19 protein-coding genes are annotated in these 24,713 nt (G+C 70.0%); 10 read left to right on the top strand and 9 right to left on the bottom strand.

Features of this window, described 5'->3' with window-relative positions; translation table 11 throughout:
* Nucleotide 1 precedes the first annotated feature (1 nt).
* Entirely contained in the window at nt 2-1,438 is a 1,437-nt protein-coding gene (locus RN607_RS13415) for a hypothetical protein (protein WP_313497999.1), read from the top strand.
* Here the strand turns inward: RN607_RS13415 and RN607_RS13410 are convergent.
* Nucleotides 1,402-3,243, bottom strand: a complete 1,842-nt coding sequence (locus RN607_RS13410) for a hypothetical protein (RefSeq protein ID WP_313497998.1) — start codon at nt 3,241-3,243, stop codon at nt 1,402-1,404. The genes RN607_RS13415 and RN607_RS13410 overlap by 37 nt on opposite strands.
* Before the next feature lie 224 nt (nt 3,244-3,467).
* On the opposite strand from RN607_RS13410, the gene glf reads away from it, so the two are divergent.
* Genes glf through RN607_RS13390 form a run of 4 tightly spaced genes read left to right on the top strand, consistent with a single transcriptional unit; the run spans nt 3,468 to nt 8,238 of the window.
* Nucleotides 3,468-4,637 (top strand): UDP-galactopyranose mutase, encoded by a 1,170-nt coding sequence (glf, locus tag RN607_RS13405; RefSeq protein WP_313497996.1) that lies wholly within the window; start codon nt 3,468-3,470, stop codon nt 4,635-4,637.
* Nucleotides 4,634-6,631, top strand: a complete 1,998-nt coding sequence (locus RN607_RS13400; RefSeq protein WP_313497994.1) for a glycosyltransferase — start codon at nt 4,634-4,636, stop codon at nt 6,629-6,631. The genes glf and RN607_RS13400 overlap by 4 nt, the downstream gene beginning before the upstream one ends.
* A 25-nt stretch (nt 6,632-6,656) precedes the next feature.
* Nucleotides 6,657-7,508, top strand: a complete 852-nt coding sequence (locus RN607_RS13395; protein ID WP_313497992.1) for an ABC transporter permease — start codon at nt 6,657-6,659, stop codon at nt 7,506-7,508.
* A 1-nt stretch (nt 7,509) separates the two neighbouring features.
* Nucleotides 7,510-8,238 (top strand): ABC transporter ATP-binding protein, encoded by a 729-nt coding sequence (locus RN607_RS13390; RefSeq protein ID WP_313497990.1) that lies wholly within the window; start codon nt 7,510-7,512, stop codon nt 8,236-8,238.
* A gap of 6 nt (nt 8,239-8,244) precedes the next feature.
* Here the strand turns inward: RN607_RS13390 and RN607_RS13385 are convergent, their stop codons facing one another.
* The gene (locus tag RN607_RS13385; protein WP_313497988.1) at nt 8,245-9,396 is read right to left on the bottom strand and encodes a polysaccharide pyruvyl transferase family protein; all 1,152 of its coding nucleotides are present in this window, start codon (nt 9,394-9,396) and stop codon (nt 8,245-8,247) included.
* Nucleotides 9,397-9,608: 212 nt separating this feature from the next.
* Between RN607_RS13385 and pdhA the strand changes: the two genes are divergently transcribed.
* The 3 genes from pdhA to RN607_RS13370 are packed head-to-tail and all read left to right on the top strand — an operon-like array spanning nt 9,609 to nt 13,355.
* Entirely contained in the window at nt 9,609-10,730 is a 1,122-nt protein-coding gene (gene pdhA, locus RN607_RS13380) for a pyruvate dehydrogenase (acetyl-transferring) E1 component subunit alpha (RefSeq protein WP_313497986.1), read from the top strand.
* Nucleotides 10,727-11,779 carry an alpha-ketoacid dehydrogenase subunit beta gene (locus RN607_RS13375; protein WP_313497984.1) on the top strand — a complete coding sequence of 351 codons (1,053 nt, stop codon included), beginning with the start codon at nt 10,727-10,729 and terminating at the stop codon, nt 11,777-11,779. The genes pdhA and RN607_RS13375 overlap by 4 nt, the downstream gene beginning before the upstream one ends.
* Nucleotides 11,780-11,789: 10 nt before the next feature.
* Nucleotides 11,790-13,355, top strand: coding sequence for a dihydrolipoamide acetyltransferase family protein (locus RN607_RS13370; RefSeq protein WP_313543125.1), 1,566 nt, complete (start codon nt 11,790-11,792; stop codon nt 13,353-13,355).
* Nucleotides 13,356-13,391: 36 nt separating this feature from the next.
* Here the strand turns inward: RN607_RS13370 and RN607_RS13365 are convergent, their stop codons facing one another.
* Together RN607_RS13365 and RN607_RS13360 are read right to left on the bottom strand one after the other, a co-directional pair.
* Nucleotides 13,392-14,660, bottom strand: coding sequence for an MFS transporter (locus RN607_RS13365; protein ID WP_313543124.1), 1,269 nt, complete (start codon nt 14,658-14,660; stop codon nt 13,392-13,394).
* 7 nt (nt 14,661-14,667) lie between these two features.
* The gene (locus tag RN607_RS13360; RefSeq protein ID WP_313543122.1) at nt 14,668-16,071 is read right to left on the bottom strand and encodes a UTP--glucose-1-phosphate uridylyltransferase; all 1,404 of its coding nucleotides are present in this window, start codon (nt 16,069-16,071) and stop codon (nt 14,668-14,670) included.
* Nucleotides 16,072-16,171: 100 nt separating this feature from the next.
* Between RN607_RS13360 and RN607_RS13355 the strand changes: the two genes are divergently transcribed.
* Complete coding sequence (locus tag RN607_RS13355) at nt 16,172-17,212, top strand: DUF2332 domain-containing protein (protein WP_313497978.1); 1,041 nt, start codon at nt 16,172-16,174, stop codon at nt 17,210-17,212.
* Here RN607_RS13355 and cysC read toward each other — a convergent pair.
* From cysC to RN607_RS13330, 5 genes are read right to left on the bottom strand one after another with little or no spacing between them, the layout of a single operon-like run.
* Nucleotides 17,209-18,309 (bottom strand): adenylyl-sulfate kinase, encoded by a 1,101-nt coding sequence (gene cysC / locus RN607_RS13350; RefSeq protein WP_313543120.1) that lies wholly within the window; start codon nt 18,307-18,309, stop codon nt 17,209-17,211. The two genes, RN607_RS13355 and cysC, sit on opposite strands and share 4 nt — an antisense overlap.
* Entirely contained in the window at nt 18,306-19,277 is a 972-nt protein-coding gene (locus tag RN607_RS13345; protein ID WP_313497974.1) for a sulfite exporter TauE/SafE family protein, read from the bottom strand. Before RN607_RS13345 ends, cysC begins: the two co-directional genes overlap by 4 nt.
* Before the next feature lie 49 nt (nt 19,278-19,326).
* Nucleotides 19,327-20,574 carry a sulfate adenylyltransferase subunit CysN gene (gene cysN / locus RN607_RS13340; protein WP_313543118.1) on the bottom strand — a complete coding sequence of 416 codons (1,248 nt, stop codon included), beginning with the start codon at nt 20,572-20,574 and terminating at the stop codon, nt 19,327-19,329.
* Entirely contained in the window at nt 20,574-21,482 is a 909-nt protein-coding gene (gene cysD, locus RN607_RS13335) for a sulfate adenylyltransferase subunit CysD (RefSeq protein WP_313497970.1), read from the bottom strand. Before cysD ends, cysN begins: the two co-directional genes overlap by 1 nt.
* A complete protein-coding gene (locus RN607_RS13330) occupies nt 21,479-22,261 on the bottom strand; it encodes a 3'(2'),5'-bisphosphate nucleotidase CysQ (RefSeq protein ID WP_313543116.1) in 783 nt (260 codons plus the stop codon). Before RN607_RS13330 ends, cysD begins: the two co-directional genes overlap by 4 nt.
* Nucleotides 22,262-22,341: 80 nt before the next feature.
* Here RN607_RS13330 and RN607_RS13325 point away from each other — a divergent pair, with 80 nt between their 5' ends.
* Nucleotides 22,342-24,186 carry a bifunctional copper resistance protein CopD/cytochrome c oxidase assembly protein gene (locus RN607_RS13325; protein WP_313543114.1) on the top strand — a complete coding sequence of 615 codons (1,845 nt, stop codon included), beginning with the start codon at nt 22,342-22,344 and terminating at the stop codon, nt 24,184-24,186.
* Nucleotides 24,187-24,713: the final 527 nt, after the last annotated feature.

The raw sequence follows: 24,713 nt of genomic DNA, 5'->3' as shown, positions 1-24,713 counted from the left end.
GATGCCCTACGCCCAGCCGACGGCGGACCGCGACGTCGTTCCCGTGCTGCGCGCACGCTGGTGGGAGCACCTCGCTCTCGTGCTGCTCGGGGTCGGCGGGCCGTTCGCGTACGCGGCCGCCTCGCCCGTCTACTCGAGCGGTGACGAAGCCGCCCACGTGGACTACGCGTACCAGGTGTGGCACGGCACGCTGCCCGTGTTCGAGAAGGGCCTCGTGCTCATGAACACGGTGGGTGCGCATCCGCCGGTTCAATGGACCGCCCAGCATCCACCCCTCACCTACGTGCTGCTCGCGCCGATCGTCGGACCGCTCGTCGATGCCGGCTACATCAACGCGGCCGCCATGGCCGGCCGCATGCTCATGGTCGTGCTCTCGGTCGGCCTCCTCTACGCGGTGCGGGCCGGCGCCAACGCGATGATGCCGAAGGTGCGCCATGTCGGGATCGCCGCGGCCGCCGTCGTGGGGCTGTCCGTCTGGTTCGTGCGGCTGGGCGGCTCCGTGTACAACGACATGCTCGCCGCGCTGCTGCTCGCCACGGCCTTCGCCGCGGCGGTGAGGTTGGTGAAGGGACTGTCCGGCATGCGCGCCGCGATCGTGCTCGTCATCGCGGTCGCCGCGGCGTCCACGACCAGGCTGTCGTCCGTGCCGTTGGCCGCCGTGATCGTGGTGCTCGTCCTCGTCTCGGCGGCCCTGGTGCGACGACCCCGGCCTGCTCTCGCGTGGTGGACAGCCGCAGCCGCCGGGCTCGCAGCGCTCGCCTCGTCGGGATGGTTCTACCTGCGCAACCTTGAGATCACCGGGTCCATCTCAGGCGGGCATCCCGAATGGGCCGCCGATCACACGAGCCGGGTGGCACGCCCGCCGCTGGAGGTCGCGTTCGATGCGTCCTTCTGGGCGAAGATGCTGCAGCAGTTCTCCATCGAGGACAACGGGACGCACCTGCCGGGCACCGTGATCGCGCTGGCCAACCTGCTGCTGTTCGCGCTGCCGGTGGCGGTCGGGTTGGTGCTGGTGGTCGCGCGCGCGCTCCGGCGTCGTCCGGTCGCGTGGGACGACGTGCTGATCGCATCCTCGGCAGTCGGGATCGCGGGCGGCATCGCCGCGATGCAGGTGCTCCACACTGCTGGGGGCGGATCCGTGCTCCCGCGCTACTTCTTCGCGATGATCCCTTTCCTCGCGCCGTACATGGCGTTCGCGCTGCTGCGCGGCGGGAGACTGCGGCCCGCCCTGCTGGCGTGGCTTGCGGTACGAAGCGTGCTGCTGGTGATCGAGGTGGGCGCCACGCTGTCGCGAGACCTCTACGGAGCTCAGGCCCGGATCTTCCCGGTGGCCGCGTGGGTGGGCGTGGCGCTCGCGCTGGCGGGCGTCGGCGTGGTCGCGGCCGGCGTGCTCCGCGACCGTCAGTCCAATCTGCCTTCCGCAGCCAGCCTGTCCTGAAGCTCTCCGGGCATCACCCACACGATCGACCCCAGGTTCCCGAGGTCGGCCATCGCTATCGAGCCTGTGACAGACCGAGCGCCGTACGCATCGGCCTCGGGCCAGTCCGGGCATCCGATCACGACGTCCCACGAGGACAGGTCCGTCTCCGCCGAGCTGCTCACGTCCATGATCGACGGCAGCATCCACCACCCGAAGTAGTTGAATCCCGCGGACATGGAGGTGCGGCCCTCCGCGCAGGAACCGTCGTACACGACGGAGGTCGCACCGGTGGCCTGCATGTCGCTCTTGAGCAGGTCCAGCACCGGGACAGGGCCGTCCTCGTTGTCGTGCGCGATGTCTGTCGAGGCGTCCGACAGGATCGAGGCGAAGCCGAGCACGGCGACGAGCGTCGCTGCGATCAGCTCGGTCCGTCGACGCATCAGGACGAGCATCGCGTGGACGACGAGGCTGGTGAGCGAGGCCCAGGCCCAGAAGCTGTTCGCGTTCGTCAGGGTCGGGAGCATCGCGGTGTCCACCGTGCTGTCACGGGGAAGCAGGATGTACCAAGGCATCACACCGGGGATGTGGGCGGGCGTCACATAGCCCCACGTGGTCGCGCCGGGGGCGATCCACACGAGCGTCACGGCGGCGACGGCCGCATGGATCGCCAGCGCCGACCAGGCGATCCAGCGCCGCATCCGCAGCATCATCACCGACAGGGCGAACATCACCAGCAGCGCGACGATGGGGTCCAGGTAGCGGCCGTAGATCCACACGTCCAGTCGCATCCAGCTCGCGTCGGTGAGAGGTCCGGGGTCGCTCCAGCTGACGACTGAGACCGCGGCGATCACGAGCAGGACGCCGAAGACCCACACCATGGGCTGGGCCTGGAGCCTGCGGATGCCGTGCCAGGCCACCATCACGACGACCAGCAGGCCGATCGCCGCGAGCCCGAACGATGCGACGATCTGCTCCCACGCCTGCGCGACACCGACCTTGGCCATGAGGATCGGCGTCGAGTTGCGCAGGGACTGGAGGAAGCTGTCGCTCTGGCCAGGGCTGTCTCCGATGATCGCGACGTTGAGCGCGTCTCCGACCCGCTGGGCCACGTAGGTCGCGACGGCAAGCGTCGCAAGCCCCGCCAGCGCGGACCTCCAGGAACGGCGCAGGAAGAGGAGCAGCCACACGACGGTGGCGGCGACGATCACGAGGGCGCGCAGGTGCGTGAAGTACGCCGCGGCCGCGAGCAGGCCGACGACTGCGGCTCGCCACGGCGTCGGCCTCTCCCACGCTCGCCAGACTGCGACCGCGGTGCACGCGATCACCAGGAAGAGCAGACGCTCCGACAGCAGGAAGTCCGCCTGGACGGTCCGCGACGGCATCGAGAGGACCAGGAAGGCCCCCGTGAGCGCTTGCGGAAGGTGAAGACCGACGCGACGGCCGAGCGCCGCGAGCGGCAGCGCCGTGACCATCGCGACCACGATCCCCAGCACCAGCCCTGCACGGTAGAAGTCCTCGGGGTCCTTGAAGATCCACCACAGCGGCGCGAGCAGGACCGACCACCCTGGGAAGTAGCCGTGGCCCGTGCCCTCAGGCGCGCCGACGCCGGCGATGACCCGCGACATCTGCAGCAGGTTGACCTCGTCGAAGGGGAACGTGGGCGTCGTGGAGCCCCACATGATGAAGATCTGCACGCCGAGCGCGACCACGCCCGCGATCGCGGCGACCACCCACCAGGAGCGATTCGGGGTGGCTCGTTCGTTGCCCTCGGTGAGCGGCGCGAACAGAGGATCGACGGGGACGGGCCGGGCCGTGAGATGCATCGTGAAAGGTCCGCTCTCGACGTGACGGTGGGGTTCGCGGTCTCCACTGACCGGCGCATGGCCGGGCGGTCCGCTTTGAGCAGTAAGTAGTATAGGTGCGGCGCTTCCAGCGCACGGGGCGCCTTCGCGCTCCGCGCGTGGCTCCCGGATCCGTGGCTTGAACGCCCGGAGGATGGGTGTGTCGCGCCGTTGTCAGCAGCAGTCGATCTTGTCAGGAGCGTTGAATGACCGACATCGTCGTAGTGGGTTCCGGGTTCTTCGGGCTCACCGTCGCCGAGCGTCTCGCCGAGCAGTACGGGGCCAAGGTGATGATCATCGACCGTCGGCCGCATCTCGGCGGCAACGCGTACAGCGAGCCCGAGCCGGAGACCGGCATCGAGGTGCACACGTACGGCACGCACCTCTTCCATACCTCCAACGAGCGGGTGTGGGAGTACGTGAACCGCTTCACGGACTTCACGCCCTACGTGCACCGGGTCTACACGACGCACAAGGGCGAGGTCTTCCCGATGCCCATCAACCTGGGCACCATCAACCAGTTCTTCCGTAGCGCCTACGGCCCCGAGCAGGCGAAGGCTCTGATCCGCGAGCAGGCGGCCGAGCTCGGCGGGAAGGAGCCGGAGAACCTCGACGAGCAGGGTGTGAACCTGATCGGCCGTCCGCTCTACGAGGCGTTCATCAAGGGCTACACCGCCAAGCAGTGGCAGACGGACCCCAAGGACCTGCCCGCGTCGATCATCTCGCGCCTGCCGGTGCGCTACACGTACGACAACCGCTACTTCAACGACACGTACGAGGGACTGCCCGTCGACGGCTACGCCGCGTGGCTCGAGCGCATGGCCGACCACCCGAACATCGAGGTGCGCCTCAGCACCGACTTCTTCGACACGACGCAACCCATCAACAAGGACGCGATCGTCGGCAAGATCCCGGTCGTCTACACCGGCCCGGTGGACCGCTACTTCGACTACTCCCAGGGCGCGCTCTCGTGGCGCACCATCGACTTCGAGCAGGAGGTCCTGCCCATCGGGGACTTCCAGGGCACCGGAGTGATGAACTACGCCGACGAGGACGCCCCGTACACGCGCATCCTCGAGTTCCGTCACCTGCACCCCGAGCGGGACTACCCGACCGACAAGACCGTGGTGGTGAAGGAGTACTCGCGCTTCGCCGAGGAGGGCGACGAGCCCTACTACCCCGTCAACACCCCCGAGGACCGCGAGAAGCTCACGGCGTACCGCGAGCTCATGTCCGGTGAGAAGGACGTCTTCTTCGGCGGCCGCCTCGGCACCTACCAGTACCTCGACATGCACATGGCGATCGGATCCGCCCTGTCGATGGTGGACAACAAGCTGGCGCCGCTGTTCGGCGGCGCGGCGGAGGAGCCCCGATGACCGCGCCCGTCACCGCTACGACCACCGAGGAGGCGGTCGCCACGCGTCGCGTCGTCCACCGCATCGTGCTGCCGACCGACTCGGACCCGGACACGCTGCCGCTCTACATCGACTTCGAGATGGCGCGGCCCGGACGCGAGGACGACTCCAAGGAGGGGCCTGCCGCACCTGTCGCGAAGAAGGTGACGGCGATCCAGGACACCGGTGTCGAGGTCACGGGTCGCCGCACCCTCACCATGGACAAGGGCGCGCGGTTGTCGTTCGCGAGCTACTTCAACGCCTTCCCCGCCTCCTATTGGCGACGCTGGACGGATCTCACGTCCGTGCGGCTGGACGTCGAGGTCTCCGGCCCCGCGACGATCGTCGTCTACAAGTCCAACGCACGCGGCGAGTCTCAGCGCACCGCGCTGCGCGCCGCGGCCGGCGGGATCGAGAGCTTCGACCTGCCGCTCGCGCCGTTCGGCGACGGCGGATGGTACTGGTTCGATCTCTACGCGACCGACGGTGGCGTGACGCTCGAGCGTGCGGAGTGGTCGGTCGACTCCTCGTACGCACGCCAGCAGGGCACCGTGTCGGCGGCGATCACCACGTTCAACCGTCCCGACTACTGCGTGGCGCAGATGCGCACGCTCGGCCGCGACGAGGGCCTCAAGGACGTGCTCGACCGCATCTACGTCGTCGACCAGGGCACGCAGCGCGTGCAGGACGAGGACGGTTACGACGAGATCGCCGCCGAGCTCGGCGATCGCCTGCAGCTGGTGCGCCAGGGCAACCTCGGCGGTTCCGGTGGGTTCGCCCGCGGGATGCGAGAGGTCGCGTCGAAGGGTGACTCCGACTATGTCCTCCTGCTGGACGACGATGTCACCTCCGAGCCCGAGGGAATCCTCCGCGCCGTGGCATTCGCCGACTTCTGCCGCACCCCGACCCTCGTGGGCGGCCACATGTTCTCCATGTTCCTGAAGTCGCAGCTGCACACGTACGGCGAGCGGGTCAACCGCTACCGCTTCTTCTGGGGGCCGGTGCCGGGCACCGAGGAGGCCCATGACTTCGGTGTCTCCAACCTCAGCGCCACGCGGTGGATGCACCGTCGCGTCGACGTCGACTTCAACGGCTGGTGGATGTGCCTGATCCCTGTGGAGACGGTGCGTCAGATCGGGCTGTCGCTCCCGGTGTTCATCAAGTGGGACGACTCGGAGTTCGGGCTTCGCGCCCAGGCGGCAGGGTTCCCGACAGTGTCGCTGCCGGGAGCGGCCGTATGGCACGTGCCGTGGACCGACAAGGACGACACGATCGACTGGCAGGCCTACTACCACCAGCGCAACCGCTGGCTGGTCTCGCTGCTGTACTCGCCCTATCGGGGTGGCGGCTCGTTGCCGCGCGAGAGCTTCGCGGTCGACGTCAAGCACCTGCTCTCCCTGCAGTACTCGGCCGTCGAGCTTCGGCTCAAGGCGCTCGAGGACCTGCTCGAAGGACCCGAGCACCTGCATCGGACGCTCGGCACCATGCTCGCCGAGGTCCGTGTCACGCGCTCGCAGCATCCTGACGCCGTGATCTCGAAGGACCCCGCGGCGTATCCGGAGACCCGTCGGCACCGACCGCCGTCGCGTGGTCGCGATCCGAAGGCCCCCTCGAACATCGTCGGATTCGGCGTGTCCGCCGCGACCGGAGCGCTCAGGCAGCTGCGTCCGGTGCGCCCTGCTGCCCTCGAGATCCCCGAGGAGCGCGTGGCCGCGGTAGCCGCACGATGGTGGAGGCTCTCGCACCTCGATTCCGCCGTGGTCACGTCCGCTGACGGCACCGGAGCCTCGATGTACATCAGGGACCCCGAGCTGTTCCGCAGCTACCTCACCCGGTCGATCAGGCTCCATCGGCGCGCGAGCCGCCAGTGGAAGAAGCTTCAGGCCCAGTACCGTGACGCGCTGCCGCAGTTCACTGCTCAGTCCACGTGGGAGGACACCTTCGCGGCCAACGGCGTCGTGGATGATGACAGCTGAGTCGATGCCAGCCCTACCGGCTGGCATGACCCGTCCGGGGCAGGCCCGGGGCCTCGCCTCGATCCTTCCGCATCGCTACCTGCTGACGCTGCTCGTCCGCAAGGAGCTCCGAGTCAGGTATCAGGCCTCCTTCCTGGGGCTCGCGTGGAGCTACGTCAAGCCGGGTGTGCAGTTCGCCGTCTTCTACTTCGTCATGGGGACGTTCCTGGGGCAGGCGCGGTCGCTCCCGCCGTTCGCGGTGTTCCTCTTCTCCGGCATCGTCGTGGTGAACCTGTTCTCCGAGATCCTCGGCAACACGACGCGGGCGGTCGTGCAGAACGCCCCGCTCGTGAAGAAGATCTACATGCCGCGGCAGCTCTTCCCCGTGTCGTCGGTGCTGGTGGCGCTCGTGCACTTCGCACCTCAGCTGGTGATCCTCGTCATCGGCGCGGTCGCGTCAGGCTGGCGGCCGGACGTGGTCGGCGTTGCCGCTGCCGTGGCCGGCACCGTCATCGTGATCGCGCTCGCGCTTGGCCTGGGCCTCCTCTTCGGCGCGATCAACGTGGCGTACCGCGACATCGAGAACATCGTGGATCTCATCCTCATGGTCGCGGTCTGGTTCTCGCCGGTGCTGTACCCCACGTCGAGGGTGACTGGCTCGTTCGGCGGGTGGAGCTGGCTCGAGCAGGTCTACTTCGCGAATCCGTTGACGGTCGCGGTCGAGCTGTTCCATCGTGCGTTCTGGTGGGGAGCGGCCGACCCTGCCATGCGCGACGCCGAGCTCGTGAACGCGCTCGCGCTGCGGGGGATGATCGCGCTGGTCATCGCCCTCGCGCTCGTCTTCATCGGCGACCGTGTGTTCACACGCATGTCCCGTACCTTCGCGCAGGAGCTCTGACGTGGCCGAGAGCGTGGTGATCCAGGGGGTCACGAAGAGGTTTCGCATCAAGCACGTGAGATCGCTCAAGGAGATCGCCGCACGCGCGATGCGCGGTCGCCCTGACCAGGTCGATGAGTTCGTCGCCCTGACCGACGTGAACCTCACCATCAACGAGGGCGAGACCGTCGCGCTGCTGGGCTTCAACGGCTCCGGAAAGTCGACGCTTCTCAAGTGCATCTCAGGTGTGCTGACCCCCGACGACGGTCGGATCGGGGTCCGCGGCAAGGTCGCGGGTCTGATCGAGGTGGGCGCGGGCTTCCATCCGGACCTCACGGGCCGCGAGAACGTGTACCTCAACGGTGCGATCCTCGGGATGACGGAGGAACAGATCGCGGAGCGTTTCGATGACATCGTCGCGTTCTCCGAGATCGAGGACTTCATCGACACCGAGGTGAAGTTCTACTCGTCAGGCATGTTCCTCCGCCTCGCCTTCGCGGTGGCGGTCCATACGGACCCCGACCTCTTCCTCGTGGACGAGATCCTCGCGGTGGGTGACGAGCCGTTCCAGCGCAAGTGCATCGCCCGGATCCGTGAGCTGAGGGCCGAAGGGCGCACCCTGGTGATCGTGAGCCACGACCTGAACATGGTCGCGGACCTCTGCGACCGCGGCATCCTGCTCGAGCACGGCAAGGTCGTCATGGACGGCGAGCCGCATGCCGTCGTCCGGAGGATGCGCGGCGAGGACTGAAGGCCGTCAGCGGCCGAAGCGGCGACGGGCCCGCGCCTGCGGGGGATAGATCCTCTCCGCCAGCGCGACGCGGTCTGCGGCCGCCTTGCGGGCGCGCGCGGGGAAGTCGGCCGATGCGGAGGGCGCGGGCCACGGCTCGCCGACCTGTGCGAGGCCCCACCCCGAGCCCAGCCGGGATATTGACGCATGCTTGACCCGGTAGTAGCCGAGGCCCGTGTTCACCGCGATGCCGCGGGCGCCATGCGCCGCCGCAAGCAGATGGTGATGGAAGCGTGACGTGATCCACGTCTGGCCGGCTCGCACGGGGAGGCCATGCGTCCAGATCTCGCTGAAGGAGTAGAGGCGGGTCGCCGCACCCCACGCCTCCCGTATCCGGTCGAGGTGACGCGTGTCGTCCGGCGGCACGGACTCGATGATGCCGAGAGTCGTCCCTCCCAGGCCCGCCTCTCGGAGCGCCTGGACCGACAGGTCGACCGCGTCGGCCATCAGGGCGGCGTCATGGACGTCTCCCTGGAGGAGGACCATCGCGTCCGGAGATGGTCGGGGGTCGACCCTGAGCGCGCCGTTCGCGAGTCCGAGCAGGGCATCGTCCGCGCCCAGCGGCAGGCCGAAGGCCGCCGCCGACTCGGCGTCGCGCACATCGCCATGCGAGAGGTCGCCGAGCGCCTCGGAGACGATGCGTCGGTCCGCGGCGTCCATGGGGAGCAGGCCGGCGCCTGTCATGTGCACGGGGACGCGGTGATCTCGATGCAGCTGCGAGGCGATGGTGAGCAGCAGCAGGTTCATGGGCCATCGGGTGGTGAGGTAGCCGCCGCCCAGGAGGTGGATGCTGCTCGCGGTGCCGGCGAGCATCAGCCCGAGGTCCTCGCGGGGCGTGCCGAGCCTGCTCGTGAGGGCGCGTGCGCGTGCGTGCGCCTTCTCGTGGTCGTCGCCGTGCACCTGGCCCGCGACGCGCCAGAAGGTGTCGGTGACGTGCAGGTGCGGGTGGATGCCCGCGAGCATCACCGCGGCACGGCCAGGATTGTTGCAGTCCAGCCAGACGCGGGCGTCGGGCCGAGCGTCGGCCAGGTATCGGAGCCACGAGGCGGCGATGAGCTCGTCACCGTAGTTGGGGTGACCCGCGCTGGATACCAGGTAGATCAGCTCGGAGTCGGTCATCGATCGTCATTCCCTCAGCAGTCGTGCACGTCGTTGTGCTTGGCAAGCATTCCATATTCTGAGAGGTGAGTCACCCACGCCTGGCGTGGCGGTCGGTGCCGTGTGCCTGGCGTGGCGATGTTGCAACCTACGGAACCGTAGCCTACGCTTGCGTAAGTTAGCGCGCGGCACCCCGTGCGAGTTCGATCTGCAGGGAGTTGACTGTGGAAGCTATGGGACCTCTGAGCGACGATGGGCTGGTCCAGCTGCTCGACGTGGACGGCACGCGCGTGGCCGACCCCGACTGGGAGCCCTACGCCTCCCACCTCACGCCCGAGGCGCTGCGTGTCTTCTGGCGGCTCATGACCCTCACCCGCACGTTCGACGCCGAGGCCACCAGCCTCCAGCGCCAGGGCGAGCTCGGCCTGTGGGTGTCGTGCCTCGGGCAGGAGGGTGCGCAGATCGGCTCCGGCACGGCCATCCGCGAGCCCGACTACGTGTTCCCCAGCTATCGCGAGCACGGCGTGGCCCTCACGCGCAACGTCGACCTTCCCCAGATGCTCACGCTCTTCCGCGGCCTCGAGCACGGCTCCTGGGACCCGGCGAAGCACTCGTTCCACCTCTACACGCTGGTCATCGGCGCGCACACGCTGCATGCGACGGGCTATGCGATCGCCATGGACAAGGACGGCCTCGTCGGGAGCGGCAGCCCGGAGAACGACGGCGCCGTCATCTGCTACTTCGGCGACGGCGCCACCAGCCAGGGCGACGTCAACGAGTCGTTCGTGTTCGCCGCCGTCAACAACGCACCCCTCGTCTTCTTCGTCCAGAACAACCAGTTCGCGATCTCCGAGCCCACCACACGTCAGTCGCGCGTGACGCTCGCCCAGCGCGCCGATGGCTTCGGCATCCCGCGGGTGCGCGTCGACGGCAACGACGTGATCGCGGTCCACGCGGTGACCCAGTGGGCCCTGCGTCACGCCCGCTCCGGCCAGGGCCCCGTGCTCATCGAGGCGTTCACGTACCGCATGGCCGCGCACACCACCTCCGACGACGCGACGCGCTACCGCACGCGCGCCGAGGAGGAGAAGTGGCGCCAGCGGGACCCGATCGACCGGCTCGAGAAGCACCTCCAGCAGCTGGGCCAGCTGCCCGACGAGTTCCGCACCGCCGTCGAGGCGGAGGCCAAGGCGCTCGGAAAGCGCACCCGTGAGACCGTGAAGGCGTGGGAGCGGCCGCCGCTGCTCAGCATGTTCGACCACGTCTACGCCGAGCCGCACGCCCAGGTGGAGGCGGAGCGCGCATGGTTCGACCGTTACCAGCAGTCCTTCATCGACGAGGGGAGCCACGCATGACCGACACCCACCACCGCGTCCCCGCGGCCACGGAGCAGGAGTCCGCCGTCCGCACCATGACGATGGCCGGCGCGATCAACGCGGGCCTGCGCGCCGCGATGGAGCGCGACCCCAAGGTGCTGCTGATGGGCGAGGACGTCGGCCAGCTCGGCGGCGTGTTCCGTGTCACCGACGGCCTTCACAAGGACTTCGGCGGAGACCGCGTGATCGACACCCCGCTCGCCGAGTCGGGCATCGTCGGCACGTCCATCGGGATGGCCATGCGCGGCTACCGTCCGGTGGTCGAGATCCAGTTCGACGGCTTCATCTTCCCTGCGTTCAACCAGATCACCACACAGCTGGCCAAGATGCACTACCGCTCGCACGGCAGCATCCAGCTCCCCGTCGTGATCCGCGTGCCGTTCGCGGGCAACATCGGTGCGATCGAGCACCATAGCGAGAGCATCGAGGCGCTGTTCGCGCACACGGCCGGTCTGCGCATCTGCTCGCCCGCCACGCCGCAGGATGCGTTCGACATGATCCAGCAGTCGATCTTCGCGCCGGACCCGGTGATCTTCCTGGAGCCGAAGGCGCGCTACTGGGACAAGGGCGACGTGGACACCGACGCCGTGCGCACCCGCCTGGACGCCGCCGCGGCCACCGCGGACATCGGTCGTGCTCGCGTGGCCCGCCCCGGCACCGACGTCACCGTGGTCGCGTACGGGCCTACCGTCAGGACCGCGCTGCAGGTGGCCGACGTGGCCGCAGGGGAGGGGACGAGCGTCGAGGTGGTCGACCTGCGGTCCATCTCCCCGCTGGACGCCGCCACCGTCATCCGCTCCGCGAAGCGCACCGGCCGTGTGATCGTCGTCCATGAGGCGCCGACGGCCCACGGCGTGGGCGCGGAGCTCGCCGCCCGCATCGGCGAGGAGGCGTTCTTCCACCTCAAGGCGCCCGTGATGCGGGTGGGCGGCTTCCACATGCCGTACCCGCCGTCCAAGTTCGAGCACGAGTACCTGCCCAACCTCGACCGCGTCCTCGACGCCGTCGACCGTGTGATGGCCCACTAGGAGACGCACGATGCCTACCTTCGAGTCGTTCCGTATGCCCGACGCGGGCGAGGGCCTCACCGAGGCCGACGTCGTCACCTGGCACGTCAAGCCAGGCGACACCGTCGAGGTCAACCAGCCGCTGCTGGAGGTCGAGACCGCGAAGTCCCTGGTCGAGCTGCCGTGCCCGGTCGACGGCGTGGTCACCGAGCTGCGCGCCGAGATCGGCGACACCGTCGAGGTCGGCACCGTGATCGCCGTCTTCGACGTGGACCCCGGCGGTGAGTCCGCGCCCGCCGCTCCCGCGCCCCAGGCTGCGGCGTCGGCACCTGCCCATGCTGGCACCGCGTCGGCCGCCGACAGTGCGAACCAATCTCGGGCGGACACGCCGGTCGATACGCCGCATGGGACGGGAGACGCCGGCGTGCCGCAGACCGGATCGGTGCAGACCGTCGGCGCGGCATCCTCCGGGACCGCGACCCCCGCGCCTGCCGTCCACGCGACCCCCGCGCCTGCCGTCCACGCGGCCCCCGCGCCTGCCGTCCACGCTGGGGACGAGCCGACGACGGCGCCCGAGGACGAGCCGTCGGGAGCCGTGCTCGTGGGCTACGGCGTCCGTGCCGGTTCCGCTCAGCGTCGTCCCCGCCGCGCCGACGCACTCGAGCCGATCGGCGGTGCGAGCGACACGGAGTACCCGGTCCTCGCCAAGCCGCCCGTGCGCAAGCTCGCGAAGGAGCTCGGCATCGACCTCACGACCGTGACGCCGTCCGGTCCGGGTGGGCTCGTGACCCGTGAGGACGTGGAGTCCGCGGCGAAGTCGTTCAGCCCCCAGGTGCTCGCCACCTACCCGGGCGACGACCAGCCGTGGCTCGCGTCCGGCACCATGACGAAGGACGGCCGCGCCACCCGCGTGCCCGTCCGCTCGGTCCGCAAGCGCACCGCCGAGGCGATGGTGTCGTCCGCGTTCACCGCTCCGCATGTCACCGTGTTCCTCACCGTCGATGTCACGGAGACGATGAATCTGGTCGCGCGCCTCAAGACCGACCGAGAGTTCGCGGACGTGCGCGTCACGCCGCTGCTGATCGTCGCGAAGGCGTTCCTCCTGGCGGTACGCCGTCACCCCGAGATCAACGCCTCGTGGGACGCGGACGCCCAGGAGATCGTCTACAAGCACTACGTGAACCTCGGCATCGCCGCATCGACCCCGCGCGGCCTGCTCGTTCCGAACATCAAGGACGCGCACCGGCTGCCGCTCCACGCGCTCGCGCAGGAGATCCAGGAGCTCACCGGTCTGGCGCGCGAGTCCAGGACGCCGCCGAGCGCGCTCCGTGACGGCACCATCACCATCACCAACGTCGGCCCGCTGGGCATCGACACCGGCACACCGATCCTCAACCCCGGCGAGGCCGCGATCCTCGCTTTCGGCGCGATCCGCGAGCAGCCGTGGGTGCATGACGGCGAGATCAAGATCCGCTGGGTGACCCAGCTCGCGCTCAGCGTCGACCACCGCCTGGTGGACGGCGAGCTCGGCGCGCGCGTGCTCGCGGACGTGGGCCGCGTGATGAACGACCCGGGTCAGGGGCTCGTCTGGGCATAGGCGGGAGCAGACCACCGGCGTCAGCTCACCGCAGGGCTACGCCGTTGCGGACCCGTCCCGTGGCAGGGCACCGGTGCGGATGTGGCCCATCAGCGCCACCAGGAGCGGCGCCAGCAGCACCGCGCCCGCGATCGACAGCCCCTGGTAGCCCCACGCGGCCATCGCCACGCCGGAAAGCGCCCCGGCCGTGGCTCCCGCGAGGCCCATGGTGAGGTCGGCGACGCCCTGGACGTCCGTAGGCGTCGCGCCCCCGTGGTGCGACAGGACCGCGACGAGCGTGGCGGCGGCGATCGTCGCCGCGGACCAGCCGAGCCCGATCAGCACGAGGCCCACCGTCGCCCATGCTTCCGCGGCGGCGTGCGAGCCGCTACCCGTGTCCGCGCGTCCGGAGGACCAGGTGCAGGCCGTACCGGCGAGGAGCAGCGCGCCTCCCAGACCGACCACGGCGCGCGCCCCCAGCCGGTCCGCGAGCCAACCGAAGACGGGCGCCAGCGCGTACATCCCCGCCACATGGGCGCTGACGACGATCCCCACGAACCGCAGGGTGGAGCCGTGGCCATGCAGGTGGACCGAGGACATCGCCATGATGCCCACCATGACGGCATGGCCGGTGGCCATCGCGATGAGCCCCAGGCGCCCGTCGGCGTGGTGAAGCATGGCGGTGAGGGTGGTGCGGATGTGCCGGCGCGGGGGCGCGCTCGCGGGGCGCCCGTCCCGCAGCAGGAGCGCGATAGATGCCGCACCGATCGTGAGGGTCGTCACCGCGAACAGCCAGGGTCCCGCGAGCGACGTGACGCCGAGCGCGGCGCCGAGCCTCGTGCCAGGGCCGATGAGGTTGGGCCCCAGCACGGCACCGGCGGCCGAGGCCCAGACGACCAGGCTGAGCACGCGGCCGCGGCGGGAGTCGGGCACGCCGTCCGTCGCGGCGAAGCGCGCCTGGAGACCTGCGGCCATGCCACCGCCGGTGAGCGCCGCCCCTGCGAGCAGCACGGGGAGCGATCGCAGGGCGCCGCCGGTGAAGGCCACGAGCGCACCGAGCGCGGCGATGCCGTAGCCGAGCGTGAGCGACGCGCGCCTGCCGTGGGTGCCGGCGAAGCGCGCCAGGGGCACCGCGGCGATCGCTGAGCCGAGCACGATCATGGTCTGCGGCAACCCGCTCCAGCGCTCGCTGGAGATCTCCTCCGCGAGCAGCGCGCCCACGCCGATGCCACCGGAGACGCCGACGCCGGCGACCAGCTGGGTACCCGCGAGCGTGGCGACGCGTCGCCTGTCGACGCGGAAGGGCGCGGTGACCGGGGACGTCACCTGTGCCTCAGCCCTCGGTGATGCCGCCCTCGAGGATGGTCCCGTCGAGCACGTGGTTCGGCTCGCCGTTGTCGTCCTCGAGCACGACGGTGCCCACCACTGTGACGTTCTTGCCGAACGTCCAGTCGCCGTAGATGGTGAGCGACGACGCCTCCTTGAGCGACGGCACTCCGTACGGGAAGTGACGGTCGAAGTCCTGGACCGTCTTGTAGTGGTCGCTGTCCAGGTCGATCGTCGGCGCCTTCTTGACGGCGAGGCGCAGGGCGCCGTCGGTGGCGAGCTCGTAGGCGTCCGAGCGCAGCAGCATCAGCTCGTTCGTGGTCTTCACCGGCAGGAAGCGGTCGCGGCCCACGACGATGGCCGTCGCGCCCTCGAAGACCTCGATCGCGGCGCCCATGGCGGTCTCGATCTGGAAGACCTCGGGCGACTGCTTGTCGGTGGGATCCACGTTCTTCTTGTTGCGGATCAGCGGCAGGCCCAGCACGGCGCCGCGCTCGGTCAGGGCGGCCTTGAGCTTCTCGAGGTCCCACCACAGGTTGTTGGTGTGGAAGAACGGGTGGTGGAACTCGTCGGTGAAGAAGTGCATCTCGTCCTCGGCCGTCTGCGCGGTGTCGCGCAGGATCAGCTGGCCGTCGGCCTTGCGGATGGCCAGATGTCCACCCTTGCGGTCCATGGCGGTGCGGGGGCACAGCTCCGCGGCGTACGGGGCGCCCGACGCGGCGAACCAGCCGGCGATCCGTGCGCTCGGCACCGCACCCAGGTTGTCCGAGTTGGACACGCACGCGTAGCGGAAGCCCGCATCGAGCAGCGCGTCGAGCGTCCCCGACGCGAGGATCGCGGTGTAGATGTCGCCGTGGCCCGGGGGGCACCACTCGAGCTCGGGGTCCTGCGGCCACTCGGCGGGCGTGAGGCCGTCCACCAGCAGCTTGGGCTCCTTGTTCTGCAGGAACTCGAGGGGCAGGCCGTCGACCTCGAGGCCGGGGTGCCTGGCGAGCTCCGCAAGGGAGTCCTCGCTGGTGCGGAAGCTGTTCATGAGCACCAGCGGCAGGTCGGCACCGGTCGCCTCGCGGGCCTTCTGCACCTGGCCGACGATGAGGTCCAGGAAGCTCTTGCCGTCGCGGACGGGCAGCAGCGACTTGGCACGGTCCATGCCCATGGAGGTGCCGAGCCCCCCGTTGAGCTTGATGATGGCGGTCTTCGCCAGCGCCGCGCGGGCGTCCTCATCGGACACCTGGACGTCGTCGAGCCTGGCCGGGTCGAGCAGCGGCTCGATGGTGTCCTCGAGGATCAGGCCGGTCGCACCTGCCTCCAGCTCCCCGTAGTAGTACGTGAACACGTCGATGGCGGCCTGGCTCACGCCCTCCGCCTTCATCTTCTCCTGGGCCGAGGTGAGGCCTGCTGCATCGCTCATGGGCACGAGCCTAGAGACTCCGGGCGGACGACGCGAGGACCATCGGCCGGGTGCCCCGTCCCACCCCACCGTCTTGGTCAAGGAATGGTAAATTGCCCGCATGCGTCACAGACCCTGGACCGCGGAGCAGCGCGACGATCCCGAGGCGTTCGCCGCCGCCCTCCACCGATGGGCGGACTCCGCGGTCGACTCGCCGCTGTACGAGCACCTGGCACGGAGGATCGCCGAGGATCCGCGCATGCGGGCGGTGGTGGCGCAGATCGACCGCGTCCCGCCTCTCAACCTGCTCTTCGGCGGCGTCCGCATGGCGCTCACCCCGGAGCACCCGCTCGCCGCCTGGTACCCCGTGCTGGTCGGCGACGCCGCCCGCGAGCCCGACGACGAGCTGTGGGACGTGTTCCGCGCCTACGTGCTGGAGCACGAGCAGGAGCTCGTGGAGATCGGCTGCACGCGTCGTACCCAGACCAACGAGGCGGGCCGCAGCGCCGCCGTGCTGCCGTGGATCGTGGAGGCGGGACGACGCTGGCAGGAGCCGCTGCATCTGGTGGACCTGGGAACCTCCGCCGGGCTGAACCTGTGCATGGACCGCTACGACCACGACTACGGCGACGGCTACGTGCCCGCCGGCAACCCCGCGTCGACCAGGCTGACGCTCCGCTGCGAGAACCGCGGCGGCTTCACGACCCCGGCCGGCACGCCCCGGATCGCCACCCGCACCGGACTCGACCTCGACCCCGTCGACGCGACGGACGCCGACCAGGCGGCCTGGCTCGAGGCGCTCGTCTGGCCCGAGCACGTGGACCGCCTGCACCGGTTGCGACAGGCGCTCGCGATCCGTGCCGAGACCGCGGTCAACCTGGTCAAGGGGGACGCCGTCGCGCTCGTCCCCCAGCTGGACCGGTTGCTGCCGCCGGGGCCGATCGTCCTCATGCACACCGTGATGGCCTACCAGCTGGCACCAGAGCAGCAGGTGGCTCTCGACGCCGCGTGCCTGGCACTGTCGCGCACGCGGCAGGTGGCCAGGGTCTCCATGGAGCCCGCGCATGCGCCCACGCACACCGCGATCCGCACCGGCCTGACCCGCACCACCGCGACCAACCGCGCGACCGCGCATTCGCACGGCAGGTGGATCGACCGCTAGATCTGGTACTCCAGGTCGTGGCGGGGCGCCATGGCGCGGATGATGCGGTCCGCAGCCTGGGCCGGGGAGAGGTCCTCGGTGATGACGACGTCGGCGTCCGTCGGCTGCTCGTAGGGGTCCGAGATGCCGGTGAACTCCTTGATGAGCCCGGCCCGCGCCTTGGCGTACAGCCCCTTGCGGTCGCGCGCCTCGCACACCTCCAGGGGCGTGGAGACGTGGACCAGGACGAAGCGCCCGACCTTCGCGACGCGTTCCCGCATCTCGGCTCGCATCGCCTCATAGGGCGCGATCGGGGCGGAGATCGCGATGCCCCCATGCTCGGCCACCAGCGCGGCGACCCAGCCGATGCGTCGCACGTTCATCATGCGATCGTCGTGGGAGAACCCCAGCCCGGTGGACAGCACCGCGCGCACCTCGTCACCGTCGAGCAGGGTGACGTGCTGGTCCGACTCGACGCGAAGACGCTGTGCGAGCTCCTTGGCGATCGTGGACTTGCCGGAGCCTGACAGGCCGGTGAGCAGCACCACGATCCCGTCGCCGACCGACTGGTCGGACACGCTCAGCTCGACGCTCACTCCGAAGGCGAGCGAGGCGAGGCGGGCGAGCACGTCGGCGCGCTCGTCGCCGGCGCGGGCGGCGGCCGACGGCTCCGGCATCACCCTGACCGGGTGCCCCGCACGTTCGGCTCGGGTCACGGCGCGCGCGAGGGCGCGCGCATCCCCGGTGTCCACGACGATCAGCGGCGCATCCCCCCGCGGCAGGGGTGCGGTGTCGCCGATCAGCATCGTCGCCGGCTCGCTGAGGGGCTGCGACGCGCCTGGACGCAGCCGCGCGAAGTCGAACGCGGCCAGCGGTCGCAGCAGCGTCACAGGGCCGGCGACCCACCAGGCGTCGTCGTCGGCCTGCGTCGCGACCACGTCGACCCGCGCGACCGGGGTCGACTCACGGTCGAGCAGCATCACGGGGCCGTCCGCAGAAGGCACCTGCAGGGCCATGCCTCCGGGCTCGCTCGGAAGCGTCGCCACGGGCTCCAGCGACCCGGCGACCATCAGCTCCAGGTCATGAAGCTGCAGCGCCGTCAGACGGTGGTCGGTCACGGGTCCCTCCGATCAGGCTCTGCCTGCGCATCCATGCCCACGATCCTCTCCCGTTCGGCGCGCCGCTCCTGCCACCAGAACGGGGTGAAGCCCTGCTGGTGGCGCAGCACGATCCAGACGACGGGGGTCAGCGCTGCGGCCGTCAGCACCACGCACACGGCGGCGAGCGCAGGCACGCCGAGCATCGCCAAGCCGGAGAACAGCAGGACGAAGGCGAGGGCGCGGCGCACGGGCGCTCCGCCGACGCGGGACGAGATCTGCGCGCCGATGAACGCCCCCGGCACCGATCCCAGGATCACGGGGATCGCGACGGACCAGTCGACGTCGCCGAACAGGAGATGTCCGGCTGCGGCCGCGAGCACCAGCGGCACCGCCTGGACCAGGTCGGTGCCCACCAGCTGGGACGCGCGCAGGGTCGGGTACAGCGCCATGAGAGCGATGATGATCAGCGAGCCGGAGCCGACGGACGTCAGCCCGACCATGAGGCCTCCGACGATGCCGACGAGGATCGTGGGAAGCACGCGGGGCTCGGGGTCGGGACGTTCGGTCGGCAGCGGATCGGCTGAGGCGTCACGGGCCTGGGCCCGCTCCCGGAGCCGCATGTACGCGCGAGCGCCCAGGCCTGCGGCCGCGAGCAGCAGGGCGACGCCGAGCGCCTTCTTCACGAACGCCTGGATCGAGGCGTCCGAGCCGAAGAGCTGGACCAGGAGCACGCCGAAGAACGCCGACGGCACGGAACCGAGCACCAGCAGCTTGACCAGCTTCCAGTTCACGGTGCCGCGGCGGATGTGGACCCATGAGCCCACCGGCTTCATGAAGGTGCTGGCGATGATGTCCGAGCTCACGGCGGTGAGCGGCGGGACGCCGAAGCCCAGCACGAGCATCGGCGTCATCAGCGCCCCGCCGCCCATGCCCGTGAGGCCCACGACGACGCCCACGACGAGCGCCGCGACGAACAGGCCGGTCAACGTCGGTCCTCGCCGCGACCGCGAGGAGGCGCCGACGCGGCGCGCACGGTCAGATCGCCCGCACGACGCCAGCGCCGACGGTGCCGTTGGTGGCCTCGTCGATGAGGATCATGGCGCCGGTGGTGCGGTTGTCGTCGTAGTCGTCGACCATGAGCGGCGTGGTCACGCGGAGCTTGACTCGGCCGATGCTGTTGAGGCCGAGCTGGCGGATGCCCTGCTCACGGTGCAGCGTGTTGACGTCGAGCTCGTAGGCGATGTCCTTGACGATGGCGCGGGCCGAGCGCGTGGTGTGCAGCACGCCGATCTTCTGGCCGATCGTCAGCGGGCGGTCGTCCATCCAGCAGACGGTGAGGTCCAGGTCCTGGGTGGGCTGCGGGTGGTTCGCGGGCCGGCACAGCACGTCTCCGCGCGAGATGTCGAGCTCGTCCTCGAGTCGGATCGTGACCGCCATCGGGGGGTACGCCTCGGTGAGGGAGCCCTCGGGCCCGTCGATCGCCTTGATGCGGGAGGTGAGGCCGGACGGGAGCGCGAGCACCTCGTCGCCCACCTTCATCACGCCGGAGGCGACGGTGCCCGCGAAGCCGCGGTAGTCGCGGGCAGCGGAGTGCTGCGGGCGGATCACGTACTGGACGGGGAAGCGCACATCCTGCAGGTTGCGGTCCGACGCGATGTGCACGTGCTCCAGGTGGTGCAGCAGCGACGTGCCCTGGTACCAGGGCATGCGCGCGGAGCGCTCCACGACGTTGTCACCCTCGAGGGCGGAGATGGGGATCGCGGTGAGGTCGTTCACGTCGAGCTTGGCCGCGAAGTCGGAGAACTCCTTGTAGATCGCCTCGAAGACGCCCTCCGAGTAGTCCACGAGGTCCATCTTGTTCACGGCGAGCACCAGGTGCGGCACGCGCAGCAGCGTGGCGATCGTGGCGTGACGGCGCGACTGCTCGGTGAGGCCCTTGCGCGCATCGACGAGGATGATCGCCAGGTCCGCGGTGGACGCACCGGTGACCATGTTGCGGGTGTACTGGGCGTGGCCAGGGGTGTCCGCGATGATGAACTTGCGCTTGGGCGTCGCGAAGTAGCGGTACGCGACGTCGATCGTGATGCCCTGCTCGCGCTCGGCGCGCAGTCCGTCCGTCAGGAGCGCCAGGTCGGTGTACTCGTTGCCGCGGGCCTTGGACGCGGACTCGACGGCGTCGAGCTGGTCCTCGAAGATCGACTTCGAGTCGAACAGGAGGCGGCCGATCAGGGTGGACTTGCCGTCGTCGACGGAGCCGGCGGTGGCGAAGCGGAGCATGTCCATCAGAAGTAGCCTTCCTTCTTGCGGTCTTCCATGGCGGCCTCGGACACGCGGTCGTCGCCACGCGTCGCGCCCCGCTCGGTGAGCCTGGTGGCCGCGATCTCCGCGACGATCGCCTCGACGGTGTCCGCGTCGGACTCGACCGCGGCGGTCAGGGTCGCGTCTCCGACGGTGCGGTAGCGCACCTTCTTGGTGACGACCTCGTCGCCCTCGCGAGGCACCGCGAACTCGTTGGCTGCCATCCACATGCCGTTCCGGTCGAACACGTCGCGCTCGTGGGCGAAGTAGATCGACGGCACCGCGACCTCGCGGGTGGCGATGTAGTTCCAGATGTCGAGCTCGGTCCAGTTGGACAGCGGGAAGACGCGGATCGACTCGCCCGGGTGGACCTTGCCGTTGTACAGCGACCACAGCTCGGGGCGCTGGTTGCGCGGGTCCCACTGGCCGAACTCGTCGCGGAAGGAGAACACGCGCTCCTTGGCGCGCGCCTTCTCCTCGTCGCGCCTGGCGCCGCCCATGCAGGCGTCGAAACGGTTCTTCTCGATCGTGTCGAGCAGCACCGGCGTCTGGATGCGGTTGCGTGACCCGTTGGGCTCCTCGCGGACCGTGCCCGCATCGATCGCGTCCTGCACGGACCCCACCACGAGCTGCAAGCCGTGCTCGGCGACCATCCGGTCGCGGAACTCGATGACCTCGGGGAAGTTGTGCCCCGTGTCGATGTGCACCACAGGGAAGGGAACGGGCGCCGGTGCGAACGCGCGGATGGCGACGTGCAGCATGACGATCGAGTCCTTGCCGCCGGAGAACAGCAGGGCGGGCCGCTCCATCTGCGCGACGACCTCGCGGATGATGTGGATCGCCTCCGCCTCCAGGGCGTCGAGCTCGCTGAGGTGATAGCTGGGATTGCTCAAGAGTTGTCTCCGAACGACGGCGCCTCGGCGATCGCGGCGAGGATCTGCGCGGCCAGCTCCGGCCGGCACACCACGAGGTCGGGCAGGTACGGGTCTGGACGATTGTACGTGAGCGGGGTGCCGTCGATGCGGCTGGTGTGCAGCCCGGCGGCGCGCGCGACGGCGACAGGGGCGGCCGAGTCCCACTCGTACTGGCCGCCTGCGTGGACATAGGCGTCGACCTGCCCGCGCACCACGGCGGCGATCTTCACCCCTGCGGACCCCATGGGGGCCACCTCGAGCCCGAGCGTCGCGCGCAGATGCTCCACGAGCGCAGGCGGACGCGAGCGGCTGACGGCCATGCGCGGGGGATCGGCGATCGCGCCGGACGCGCCGACGACGGTCGCGGAGTCGAGCACCAGGTCCTCGCCCGGGATCGCCACCGCACCCGCGACGAGATCGCCTCGCTCCCAGACCGCCACGTGCACGGCCCAGTCGTCGCGGCCCTCGGAGTACTCGCGCGTGCCGTCGAGAGGGTCGATGATCCACACCCGGTCCGCGGCGAGGCGCTCGGGTGAGTCCTTCGCCTCCTCGCTGAGCACCGCATCGCCCGGCGCCTCGACGGCCAGCCATCCTGCGATGGCGGCCTGGGCACGCGCATCTCCCAGGTCCTTCAGCTCGCGTCCCGTCACCCCGTCGCGCTCAGCCTGCGCGCGCACCTCGAGCAGCACCCGGCCTGCACGGCGGGCGATGCTCGCGGCGCTCGCCGCGAGGCTGTCGGCCGTGGGTGAGGACGTCATGGGGATGTGTCTACTAGATCGGTAGGGATATGGCCAATCCGCGCACGGGAGGCGGGGGAGAGCCGCGTAACCTGTCTCCCATGCCTCCTGAGTCCGTCGTGACCGTCCTGGCGGCGCTCCGAGACATCGCGATGGCGGTGACGGCAGGCTCCTTGGTTGCCGTGATGACGCTCACCGTCCCCGGGTCGAAGGCGTCGACGCGCGCCGCGGCGCTCGCGCGGTACGCGTCCATCGGATGGGCGGTGCTCGCGGTCGCCTACCTGCTGGTCGAGGCGTCCGTCATCACGCTGGTGCCGCTCACCGACGCAGCGTACGGCGCGACCTTGGGGCAGTTCATCACGCAGATCGCGATCGGGCAGGCGTTCCTGCAGATGGCGATCGCCGCCGTCGTCGCCTCGATGGTGTCCGCGCTGGTGCGCACGCCCGTGCAAGCCGCATGGGCCATGGTCCCCGTCGCCTGGTCGATCGGCTGGCAGGCGGAGACGGGGCACGCCGCTGGTGCAGCCGACCATCACCTGGCCGTGTCGGCGCTCGCGCTCCACATGGTGGGCGCGTCGCTGTGGCTCGGCGTGGTGGTGGCCGTCGCATGGCTCGGTCCCGTGCTGGACTCCGACGCCGCGGCGGTCGCCCGACGGATGTCCCGCGTCGCCGCCTGGGCCGCCAGCGCGGTCGTCGTGTCGGGCGTGATCAACGCGGCGCTGCGCATGACAGGGCCGTCGGACCTGTGGTCCACCACGTACGGTCGCGTGCTCCTGGTCAAGGTGGCCGCCATGGGCGTGGCCATGGGACTTGCCGTCTGGCATCGGCGCACCACCCTGCCCCGGCTCGCGGAGCGGCCCAGCAGGCGCCTCTTCACGCGGGTGATGGTGGTGGATGCGGCGGTCCTCATCTTCGTGACCGGTCTGGCGGCCGTGCTCTCCAACTCCGCGCCGCCCGTGCCGAACACCGCGGTCCCCGACCCGTCGCCGGCGTTCCTGCTCACCGGCTACGAGCTGCCGCCTGCGCCGACGGTCGCGACATGGTTTCTCGACTACCGGCTGGAGATCCTCTCCGCGTTCGTGCTGGTCGCGATGGCGTTCCTCTACCTTCGATGGACCACGCGGCTGCGGCGCCGCGGCGACGGATGGCCCTGGTATCGCGACGTGTCCTGGCTCGTGGGCATCGCGACCATGCTGTGGATCACCCAGGGCGGCCCCGCGATCTACGGCATGGTCACGTTCTCCGGCCACATGGTGCAGCACATGATGCTGGTGATGGTGGCACCGATCCCGCTCACCTTCGCCGCGCCCGTGACGCTCGCGCTTCGTGCCCTGCCGCCGCGCACGGACGGCTCGCGCGGTCCGCGCGAGTGGATCCGCGGCCTGGTCGAGTCGCGGTGGGTGCGCTTCTTCGCGAACCCGGTGGTGGCCGCCGTGAACTTCGCGGGCTCGCTGGTGGTCTTCTACTACTCGCCGATCTTCCACTTCGCGCTCGCCAACCACGCGGGGCATCTGTGGATGGTCCTCCACTTCACGCTCGCGGGCTACTTCTTCGCGAACGCGCTGATCGGCATCGACCCGGGACCCACCCGTCCCCGGTATCCGATGCGGCTGGTGCTGTTGTTCGCCACCATGGCCTTCCACGCGTTCTTCGGGGTGTCGCTGGCCAGCTCCGAGGTGCTGCTGGTGCCGGACTGGTTCGGGCTCATGGGCAGACCGTGGGGTCCCGACGCGATCACCGACCAGCAGTGGGGCGGCGAGATCGCGTGGGGCATCGGCGAGCTGCCGGTGCTGGCGCTCGCGATCGGGGTGGCGGTGGCGTGGCGTCGTTCCGACGACCGCGAGAGCCGCCGTCAGGATCGTCAGGCGGAGCGCGACGACGATGCGGAGCTGCGTCGCTACAACGCCATGCTGGGCCGCATCGCGGAGTCCGATCGCGACGACTGAGCGCGGCGTGTCATCCACAGATTTCATCCACAGCGCTGTGAACAGCGGGTGAACTCCGACGCCCACCGGTGGATAAACCTGTGGGCTGGCGGTGGATGGAAATCCGTGCCGGATTCGCCTTGCCACCGCCCTCTTCAGGGAGTACGACTGGACCCATCGAGAAGGGGATCCACCCGATCGATCTGGTCGGCGAGGGGGCCGCCGGGGCCGGACAAGCGCCGGTGCCGATCCGGCTTCCTCCCGGCCAGGGGCCCGCTTCGGCGGGTCTGCCGAGACCCGGTATGCGTCGTCCGCGCGGACGGCGCGTCGGAGCGCGCGCTCCGGACGGGTCGTCCGTGTCCGCGGGGCGCTAAGGCGTCGCGTGGTCGCGGGAGGCGGCTGCGTGACCGGGACGGATGCACAGCCCGCGGGATCGTGAGGGTGGACCTTGGATCGGATGCCTTGGGACAACGTGGAACCGTTCGTACGTCGGCTCGCTGCAGCGCGGGTCGGCCGAGTACTGCGGGTGACGGCGCAGGGAGACGCGG

This window comes from Demequina capsici (assembly GCF_032102965.1).
In the GTDB taxonomy this organism is placed as follows: Bacteria; Actinomycetota; Actinomycetes; order Actinomycetales; family Demequinaceae; genus Demequina; species Demequina capsici.
This window is presented reverse-complemented; position numbering and strand designations above follow the sequence as displayed.

Bases quoted from the DNA above. Each gene is read 5' to 3' on its own strand.
- RN607_RS13415 (WP_313497999.1), top strand. From the start codon at position 2: ATGCCCTACGCCCAGCCGACGGCGGACCGCGACGTCGTTCCCGTGCTG.
- RN607_RS13410 (WP_313497998.1), bottom strand. From the start codon at position 3,243: ATGCATCTCACGGCCCGGCCCGTCCCCGTCGATCCTCTGTTCGCGCCG.
- glf (WP_313497996.1), top strand. From the start codon at position 3,468: ATGACCGACATCGTCGTAGTGGGTTCCGGGTTCTTCGGGCTCACCGTC.
- RN607_RS13400 (WP_313497994.1), top strand. From the start codon at position 4,634: ATGACCGCGCCCGTCACCGCTACGACCACCGAGGAGGCGGTCGCCACG.
- RN607_RS13395 (WP_313497992.1), top strand. From the start codon at position 6,657: ATGACCCGTCCGGGGCAGGCCCGGGGCCTCGCCTCGATCCTTCCGCAT.
- RN607_RS13385 (WP_313497988.1), bottom strand. From the start codon at position 9,396: ATGACCGACTCCGAGCTGATCTACCTGGTATCCAGCGCGGGTCACCCC.
- pdhA (WP_313497986.1), top strand. From the start codon at position 9,609: ATGGGACCTCTGAGCGACGATGGGCTGGTCCAGCTGCTCGACGTGGAC.
- RN607_RS13375 (WP_313497984.1), top strand. From the start codon at position 10,727: ATGACCGACACCCACCACCGCGTCCCCGCGGCCACGGAGCAGGAGTCC.
- RN607_RS13370 (WP_313543125.1), top strand. From the start codon at position 11,790: ATGCCTACCTTCGAGTCGTTCCGTATGCCCGACGCGGGCGAGGGCCTC.
- RN607_RS13360 (WP_313543122.1), bottom strand. From the start codon at position 16,071: ATGAGCGATGCAGCAGGCCTCACCTCGGCCCAGGAGAAGATGAAGGCG.
- RN607_RS13355 (WP_313497978.1), top strand. From the start codon at position 16,172: ATGCGTCACAGACCCTGGACCGCGGAGCAGCGCGACGATCCCGAGGCG.
- cysN (WP_313543118.1), bottom strand. From the start codon at position 20,574: ATGGACATGCTCCGCTTCGCCACCGCCGGCTCCGTCGACGACGGCAAG.
- RN607_RS13330 (WP_313543116.1), bottom strand. From the start codon at position 22,261: ATGACGTCCTCACCCACGGCCGACAGCCTCGCGGCGAGCGCCGCGAGC.
- RN607_RS13325 (WP_313543114.1), top strand. From the start codon at position 22,342: ATGCCTCCTGAGTCCGTCGTGACCGTCCTGGCGGCGCTCCGAGACATC.